Source organism: Pigmentiphaga sp., from assembly GCF_019689535.1.
Lineage (GTDB): Bacteria > Pseudomonadota > Gammaproteobacteria > Burkholderiales > Burkholderiaceae_B > Pigmentiphaga.
Window position 1 is genome coordinate 1 of the sequence record NZ_JADGHH010000190.1, and the last position, 6,405, is coordinate 6,405.

Sequence of the window (6,405 nt, forward strand, 5' to 3'; positions counted from 1 at the left end):
GCCGTAGGGTGGGCCTGCCTCGAACTTGATGGTCTGCAACGCGATATGCAGCGGGACGTCGAGTACGTCCAGCCACAAGGCGGGCTCGGTGCCGCCGTGATAGTGCTCGTGCCAGGCCATGGACGGCGTGAGGATGAGGTCGCCGAATTCCATGGGACATTCTTTGCCGTTGACGATGGTCACGGCCCCCGAACCCTCGAGCATGAAGCGCAGCGCCTGCATGGTGTGCCGGTGTGGCCGGGCTCGCTCGCCGGGCATCAGGCACTGGATGGCTCCCAGCACTTGGCCGCACGTTGCCTCCCGGCTCCAGTCCGGCAGGTCGGCAGCGAGCAATTGCAGGACGCGCCGTTCCACCATGTCCGTGTCGACTTCGTGCTGCACGTCTACGATGAGCCCGCGCAGGCGTTCCCAGGCCCAATGGCTGGGCAAAGGGGGCGGCGGCGGTGGCTTATGGGCAGTGCGGCTCAACCATAGGGGAAGCACGTTCGCATCGCGCCAGCGCGGCGGTATCGAATCTTTCAGGGAGGGTGCATCGTTGGGAGCCGTCATCTCATTCACCTCCAGGTGCCTGCGCACTGAATTCCGCGAGCACCGCTTCGGTATGTTGTCCGAGCGTGGGTGGCGCGGAGCCGATCGGCGGACGTACTCCGTCGACCAGGACGGGAGTCCGCACTGCGGTATATGAGGTACCGCTGGCGCTCGTGATGTCTTCGAGCGTTCCCAGGTGCTGCAGTTGAGGGTTGTCGGCAATCTCTGCGACGTTGCGGATCGGCGCGTGAGGGAGGTCTGCCGCTTCCAGTACGCTCAGCCAATGAGATAGCGGCCGGGCGCGGAACGCTTCTCCCAGCATTTCGTTGAGCACATAGAAATGAGACGCCCGGCTCGCCGGGCTGGCGAAGCGCGGATCTTGCTGCCATTCCTGACGATCGAGCACCTCCAGCAGCTTGAGCCAGTTATCCTGGCTGGAGGAAAGATGTAGGGCAAGGAGCTGCTCGTCGGCACAGCGCACGGCGTATGCTTGCGAGATGGCGACGCGCGTATGGGGCGTGATCCGCCCCGGAAGATGCCCGGCAATGGCGATGCAATCCGGAATAAAGGCGACGGAGGCGTCGAGCATGTTGATCTCGATGCGGGCGCCTTCCCCCGTCTGGCTGCGTCGGTAGAGCGCGCCCAGAACGCCATAGCAGGCATACATGCCGGTCACGTTGTCGGCGATCGTGGGGCCGCTGAAGAATGGATTCGCCGGATCCACGGTCAAGGCAGCCACGCCCGACAGGGCCAATGCGACGGAATCGTAGGCGGGGCGCTGCGCATAAGGGCCGTCGCGGCCGAAGCCAGTGATGGAGCAACGGACCAGGCGCGGATTGACGGCGCAGAGCGTGGCGTCGTCCAGGCCGAGCCGTGCCAGTACGCCCGGGCGGAAGTTGTCGATGAGCACGTCGGCCGATTCCAGCATGCGCAGCAGTGCCGCGCGACCGGCGGTTTCGCGCAGGTTCAGCGCCACGCTCTCCTTTCCGTGGTTGTATGCGCAGAACTGGGGGCTGTCGTGGCCGGTCGCATGGCGGCGGAAAGGGTCACCTTGCGCGGGGTTTTCGACCTTGATGACGCGCGCGCCCAGGTCGGCGAGCATGCGCCCGGCGAGCGGCGCCGTCACCATGGTGCCGAGCTCCAGGACGGTGACTCCTGCGAGCAGCGGGCTGCGAGAAGCGGATGTACTCGGATTCATGGAAGGGACGCTTGGATTCGGCGGGCCAGCGTGGTCTTGAGGACCTCGGTTGCCCCTTCGGTAATGCGGAAGCTTCGTATCTCGAGCCAAAACCGATGAATGGGCGACTCAATGGAAAGCCCGGTAGCGCCGTGCAATTGCAGGCAGTCGTCGACCACCTTGAAGGCGTGTTCCACGGCAAAGAGCTTGGCCATCAGCGTTTCGTATTGCACGGGGAGGCCGGCATCGGCCTTGGCCGCTGCATCCATGGTCAGCAGGCGGGCCGCATGCAGATTTTGATAGCCGTCGGCAAGCATCCATTGCACCCCCTGGCGCTCTCCGATGGGCGCGCCGAAGGTGCGTCGCTGGCGCACGTATTCCATGGTGAGCTCTAGGCAACGTTCCATCGCGCCGCAGGCCTGGGCCGCATGGCGTATCCGGCCATGGTTGATCGCGTGCTGCGCGAAGGCGAACCCTTCGCCCTCAGCACCTACCAAATTCCGCGCCGGCACCCGTACGTCGTCGAAATGAATCTCGCCCAGGGCATCGCCCATGATCATGTGGTCGGTGCTCCGCGTGATCCCAGGGCTGTCGAGGTCTACGAGGAAACAGGAAATCCCTCCCCGCGCCCGCTTTTCCGGATCGGTCACCGCGAACACCTGGGCAAAGTCTGCATGGTCGGCATGGCTGATGAAGCGCTTGGTGCCGCTCAGGATGTAGACGTCACCTTCCTTGCGGGCGCGGGTCCGCATGGAGGCGGGGTCGGACCCGGCGTCCGGTTCCGTTTGAGCGAAACATGCCTGCTTCTCCCCCGCGAGGACGGGGTCGAGGTAGCGTTGGCGCAGCTCGCCCTGCAGGTTGCACAGGATAGGCCCTGCGACCGGGCCGAAGACGTCGAGGTCGCGCGCGGTCAGTACGGCCGCGCGGGCCACCTCTTCCCAGAAGACCGACATGGCTTCCAGTGAAAGGCCCTGGCTGCCCAGCGACTCTGGAATGTCCAACATCCAGAGTCCGGCCTTGCGTGCTCGCTCGCGCACCGCCGCCTTTTGGACCTTGTCCAGGCGCGGGTGGTGCTTGAGTTCGGCCTCGAGGGGGATCAGCTCGCGTTCGACGAATCTGCGGACCGAGTCGCGAAGTGCATTCAGTTCGGGCTCGCGATGGTAGGGCGCGGGTAGGATATCCATACGAGCTGCTCGTTACGCGGCGGATTGGGCCAGGCCCGGCTGCGTGGGCAGGCGTTCTGCTTCTGTTAGGCGGCGCCATTCCTTGGTCGGTTCACCGTTGCGGAGCTTGTCCAGCTCGCGCCAGAAGAGTTTGCGCAGCGTGACGATGCCCAGGTCGGAGCGGCCCAGCACTTCCTTGGTCCGGTCAACGATGCGGCCTTGCCCGCGAATGGCGAGGTAATCCTGGGCAGCGGTCAGTCCCACGAACATGTCGTCCGGGTTGTTCCACTCGCGCATCGCAAACAGTTCGTCGTGATGGGCGGCGGGATCGTACTTGCCATAGGTGTCGAAATATTGCTCGAACCGCTGCCGCGATTCCTCGCTGCCACCTGGGGGCAGGCTATAGATCATGAAGCGGGTGGTGTTTAGGTCGTCGTTCGGCACCATCCAGACGAATACGTCTATCCACGGGTCCTCGGGCTTGAGGCCGGGAACGGTGATGTGATTGTTGTTGGGGAACGTCCAGTCGCTCACCCGTACGTTGTTGTCGGCGCGACGTCCGATCTGCCGGATGCCGGCGGGGGTTTCCTGGTATTCCAGCTTGGGTACTGCGTTCGTGACGGCGGCACCGAATGGCCCTACCTTCAGCGCGTGGTGCACGAAGCTGACGTGCGTGGCATCCATCGAGTTCTCGATCTGCTGGAACCAGTTGTTGTCCCAACGCTCGACGCCGTTGCGCAGGACGGCGCCTTCCAGCTCGGTCAGCGCCTTCCTGGGTAAATCGAACTCGGGTACGGGGGCTTCTCCCATGTAGGCGAAGATCAGGCCGCCGTACTCGTAAACGGGGTAGCCCGCGATGCGGGTGCGCGGCATGCCGGTATCGACTTCCGCGGGCCGCTCCACGCACGCTCCGCTCGAGTCAAAACGCCAACCATGGTAGATGCATCGCACCGTGTCGCCGTCGACCCAGCCCGTGCTCAGCAGTGTGCGGCGGTGAGCGCATCGTCCGCCGATCAGGTGCGGGGTGCCGGATTGGCTGCGATAGAGCGTGAGTTCTTCGGAGAGGATGGTAATGGTCTTGGCTTCGCCCGGGCCGACGTCGCTGGCAAGTGCCACCGGGTGCCAGAAGCGGCGCAGCAGTTTGCCCATGTCGGTGTCAGGGCCGGTCTTGGTCAGGGCGAGGAATCGTTCGGCGCGTTCGTCGAGCGCCATAGGCGTTACTGTGGTCATGGGGGGTTACTCCGTATTGCGCGGTTGCCCGAAGCGTTCGGTCAGGGGTTCGTTCGGTTCCCCGTATCGGGTAATGAAGGTCTTGCGTACGTAGTCTTGAATGGACAGCGGATGGTGGCGGCCAGGTGTCCAGGTCGGGTACTTGTGGCGCAGTCCGGCGTCCACGGGTATATCGATTCCCGTGATGCACGAGGATTCGTCCGATGCAAGAAACACGGTCGCCCATGCAAGATCCGACGCTCGGGGGAAGCGACGCAGCGGCAGCTGGTCGAGGTACTCCTGGCGCGAATAGAACCCGGTGCGATCCGGAACCTTCCAGTTGGGGTCGAACACTTCGTCCTTCATCAACGTCCAGAGCTGGTGTTCCATCGAACACGGGGTCACCGTATTGACGCGGATTTGGTGATGGGCCAGATCCATTGCGGCAGATCGGGCGAAGTTCAGCAGGGCTGCCTTGGCAGCGCAGTAGGCTGCACCGTCCGCTTCGCCGAAGTGTGCGGCGGTAGAGAGCAGGTGGATGATGCTGCCACCCTGGCCCTGGCGAATCATTTGCCGTGCCGCATATTGCGTGGTGAGGAGGCCGGCCGTGGCGAAACTGCCCACGGCGTCTTGCCAGTCGTCCAGGCGCATGTCGAGCGTATGGGCCCAATGAACACGGCCGGCCATGTTGACGATGACATCCACGCGACCGAAGGTTTCTACCGCGGTGCGGATGGCAGCTTCGACGTCCGCTTCTTCGCGTGCATTGCAGGCCGCCCAGGCCGCCCGCAGGTTCTTGCCCTGGATGAATTCGGCGGTTTCCCGCGCCGCTTCAGCCACGATGTCGGTCACGAGTACCGATGCCCCTTCGCGCGCGAGAAAGTGGGCGATCGTGCCGCCTATGTTCGGACCGGCTCCGAAGACCACGGCAACCTTGTTCTGCAGTCGCATGTCGATGTTCCTCTTATTCCGGGGTAACGCCAATCCGCCGGACCACACTGCCCAGGCGCTCGATGTCCGTCTTGATCACGGCGTCGTATTCCAACGGGGTGCTGCCGACTGCCTCGACCCCGTCCGATTCGAGTTTTCGGACGATCTCGGGGTCACGCGCGGCGGCCGCGAAGAGCTTGTGCAGTCGGTCGATGGTTGCGTCGTCCGTACCCGCCGGTGCAGAAACGCCGAACCAGCTGTCCACGACGACGCCATTGACGTTGCGTTCTGCCAGGGTAGGGATATCGGGCAGCAATTTCATGCGCTTATCGCTCGCCACGGCGAGCACGCGCAGGCGCCCGTCCTCGACGAGCTTGCGTATGGATGAGTACGAGACAAAAAAGAAATCGATGCGGTTGGCCGCGAGGTCCACGATTGCAGGCGCTGCGCCGCGGTAGGGAATGTGAGTCATGGGCTTGCCGGTTGCTTCCGAGAGCATGGCACCCAGCAAATGGCCGCTAGACCCGGTACCCGCCGATCCGTAGGTCAGGTTTTTCTCGCTCGCAAGCTTGATCAGGGAGGCGACGTCCCGGGCTTGGCTTTGGGAAGAGACGGCCAGTACCGAGGGAAATCGCCAGAGCAGGCTGACTGACTTGAAGTCCTTGATTGCGTCATAAGTCAGCCGGTCGCCATAGAGCGAGGGATTGATGCCGTGCGATCCAATGTTCGATTGGTACAGCATCGTCCCTCGTCCCGCCGAGCTTTTCACCGCTTCGGCGCCGATGATGCCGCCGCCCCCGGAGCGGTTCTCGACGATGACTGTTTGTCCGCTTTGTTCGGTGAGCTTTTGCGCAATGGCACGCATGGTGACGTCCGCGCTCGCGCCCGGCGCAAAGGGCACGACCACCGTAATGGGATCAGAGGTACGGGCGAACGTGGGAGGGGTTGCACAGGCAAGGGCACAGAGAATCAGCGCCGACCGGGGAAAAAGCATGCGGGTCTCCTTTGGCTGTTAGTCCAGTGGGATGTAGTTATGGGCGGCGATTATCGAGACAGTGCCGATGCGCGAGCAACGCTAGAATCGCCAACGCTGCTATGCTTGATCCGTATAGCTCGATAATGAATTGCAAAATATGGATATCGAACAGATTCGTCGATTCGTTGCCGTGGCTGATAGCGGCAGCTACATCCATGCCTCGGATTTGTTGGGCGTCGCGCAGCCCACGCTCAGCCGCCAGGTTCGTGCGCTTGAGGTCGAGCTGCGCACCACGCTCTTTCACCGGCATGGACGAGGTGTCGTGTTGACGGAGCCGGGCCGGCGGTTCCTGGAACACGCACGCGGCATCTTGCATAGCGTGGATGCTTCGCTGCGTGCGTTGGATGACGGGGGGGCTGAGG

General features: G+C 63.4%; 7 protein-coding genes. 1 reads left to right on the top strand and 6 read right to left on the bottom strand.

The genetic code is table 11. From position 1 onward, the window contains the following. From IRZ12_RS14425 to IRZ12_RS14450, 6 genes are all read right to left on the bottom strand, one after another. On the bottom strand, positions 1-549 hold a 549-nt coding region (locus IRZ12_RS14425; RefSeq protein ID WP_296469696.1), incomplete at its 3' end, for a cupin domain-containing protein. Between the two features lies 1 nt (position 550). Continuing rightward, a complete protein-coding gene (locus IRZ12_RS14430; RefSeq protein WP_296469698.1) occupies positions 551-1,726 on the bottom strand; it encodes a CaiB/BaiF CoA-transferase family protein in 1,176 nt (391 codons plus the stop codon). After that, positions 1,723-2,889: an acyl-CoA dehydrogenase family protein gene (locus IRZ12_RS14435; RefSeq protein WP_296469700.1), complete on the bottom strand. Its 1,167-nt coding sequence runs from the start codon at positions 2,887-2,889 to the stop codon at positions 1,723-1,725. Before IRZ12_RS14435 ends, IRZ12_RS14430 begins: the two co-directional genes overlap by 4 nt. Positions 2,890-2,901: 12 nt before the next feature. Further along, a complete protein-coding gene (locus tag IRZ12_RS14440; RefSeq protein ID WP_296469702.1) occupies positions 2,902-4,098 on the bottom strand; it encodes a Rieske 2Fe-2S domain-containing protein in 1,197 nt (398 codons plus the stop codon). A gap of 6 nt (positions 4,099-4,104) precedes the next feature. Then, on the bottom strand, positions 4,105-5,028 hold the full coding sequence (locus IRZ12_RS14445) for an SDR family oxidoreductase (RefSeq protein WP_296469704.1): 924 nt from the start codon (positions 5,026-5,028) through the stop codon (positions 4,105-4,107). 13 nt (positions 5,029-5,041) lie between these two features. After that, positions 5,042-6,001 (bottom strand): tripartite tricarboxylate transporter substrate binding protein, encoded by a 960-nt coding sequence (locus IRZ12_RS14450; protein ID WP_296469707.1) that lies wholly within the window; start codon positions 5,999-6,001, stop codon positions 5,042-5,044. 139 nt (positions 6,002-6,140) lie between these two features. Between IRZ12_RS14450 and IRZ12_RS14455 the strand changes: the two genes are divergently transcribed. After that, positions 6,141-6,405 (top strand): LysR family transcriptional regulator (locus tag IRZ12_RS14455; RefSeq protein ID WP_296469709.1); only part of this gene is annotated, 265 nt, incomplete at its 3' end.

What these genes read in the sequence shown, in the direction of transcription:
- IRZ12_RS14435 (WP_296469700.1), bottom strand. Translation starts at nt 2,889, where the DNA reads ATGGATATCCTACCCGCGCCCTACCATCGCGAGCCCGAACTGAATGCA.
- IRZ12_RS14450 (WP_296469707.1), bottom strand. Translation starts at nt 6,001, where the DNA reads ATGCTTTTTCCCCGGTCGGCGCTGATTCTCTGTGCCCTTGCCTGTGCA.
- IRZ12_RS14445 (WP_296469704.1), bottom strand. Translation starts at nt 5,028, where the DNA reads ATGCGACTGCAGAACAAGGTTGCCGTGGTCTTCGGAGCCGGTCCGAAC.
- IRZ12_RS14440 (WP_296469702.1), bottom strand. Translation starts at nt 4,098, where the DNA reads ATGACCACAGTAACGCCTATGGCGCTCGACGAACGCGCCGAACGATTC.
- IRZ12_RS14430 (WP_296469698.1), bottom strand. Translation starts at nt 1,726, where the DNA reads ATGAATCCGAGTACATCCGCTTCTCGCAGCCCGCTGCTCGCAGGAGTC.